The sequence below is a fragment of the Pedobacter sp. 10L46_2 genome (genome assembly GCF_056395165.1).
The window spans coordinates 1-1,279 of the sequence record NZ_JBFTIZ010000528.1; the positions used below are offsets into that span (position 1 = coordinate 1).

Genomic DNA, 1,279 nt, shown 5'->3' on the forward strand with positions numbered 1-1,279 from the left:
TTTTTGTATTGTCTGTCAGAACTTGACTCGAAAATAATAGCGCAGGTTTCATGTACTTTGAATCTGTACTTTCTTACCTCGCTACGTTGATAAATGACATCTCTTTAATGAACTTCGCGGGTCACCTCACGGATCCCCTTCTTATATCTTTAAAATCATGATCTGTGTTTCTGCAGGGTCGTATTGCTCCCCGCTTTCTGTTTAACCATTCCTTTATTTCAATCTTTTTTTATTCTGTTAACAAACTCCGTTTGGTAACTCCCGTTTTGTTTGGGACTGCAAAGGTAGAAATCTTTTTCTGTTTTGCAAATCTTTTTTGAAACTCTTTTTCACATTCCTTTTTCACTGTTTCCCTTCCTCCGAAGCGGGATGCAAAAGTAGGAAAATTCAGCCACCACGCAAACATTTATACACTATTTCTTACAAAWTATCCCTAACTCRCTAAACCACAACCAGAAAAATTAACAGAGAGGGCTTAAAAGATCAATACGTATCGTTTAGAAATTCATTAATTCTACCAGAAGATAACATTTTACTGGTTATCTACTATCTCATATAGTACGCATTCTCTAAGCGTTTCATTAGATTCAAGTAAAGGATGATTAAAAATCTTTATTTCTTTCATCCCGATCTTCTGCATTACGTTTACAGATGGCGCATTAACTTTAGGAGCTATTGCATTTATTGATTTTAGTTTTAAATCTTTAAAAGCATAAGCTATACATCTCCTTGCACCTTCAGTAGCAAAGCCTTTATACCATTTCTTTGTATCTAAGCGCCATCCTATATCAACGCAGGGTGTAAAATCAGATTCAAAGCTTTGAATAGATAATCCTATAAACCCTATAAATTCCCTTGTATCTAATTCTTCTACTGCAAAGTAGCAAAAACCCCTTTCTCGTAACAAATCCTGCATTCTTCTTACAAACTGCCGGGTTCGCTCCATAGATTGGATACCCGGAAAAAACTTCATTACATCTGGATCTGTATTTATACTTGCCAGTTTATCTATATCACTTTCAAGCCAATCTCTAAAACCTAATCTTTCCGACTTAAAAATATAAATGTCATTTGAGCTCATCCCCTAAATCTGATTTAAACAAATATATAAAAGCCTGGTTCAAAATGCTACAAACAAGAAAAGCCTGTAGTGATTAACTACAGGCTTCATTAAGATTTGGCACCGACCTACTCTCCCACGTGTTACCGCAGTACCATCGGCTCTGGTGGGCTTGACTTCTCTGTTCGGAATGGGAAGAGGTAGACACCACCGATATAG

The 1,279-nt window shown here is 36.5% G+C and carries 1 protein-coding gene and 1 rRNA gene; both read right to left on the reverse strand.

Annotation, left to right across the window (positions count from 1 at the left end):
- Positions 1-532: 532 nt before the first annotated feature.
- Complete coding sequence (locus AC1DDX_RS27495) at positions 533-1,081, reverse strand: GNAT family N-acetyltransferase (protein ID WP_172660334.1); 549 nt, start codon at positions 1,079-1,081, stop codon at positions 533-535.
- A gap of 94 nt (positions 1,082-1,175) precedes the next feature.
- A 5S ribosomal RNA gene (gene rrf / locus AC1DDX_RS27500) occupies positions 1,176-1,279 on the reverse strand; the annotation flags it as partial.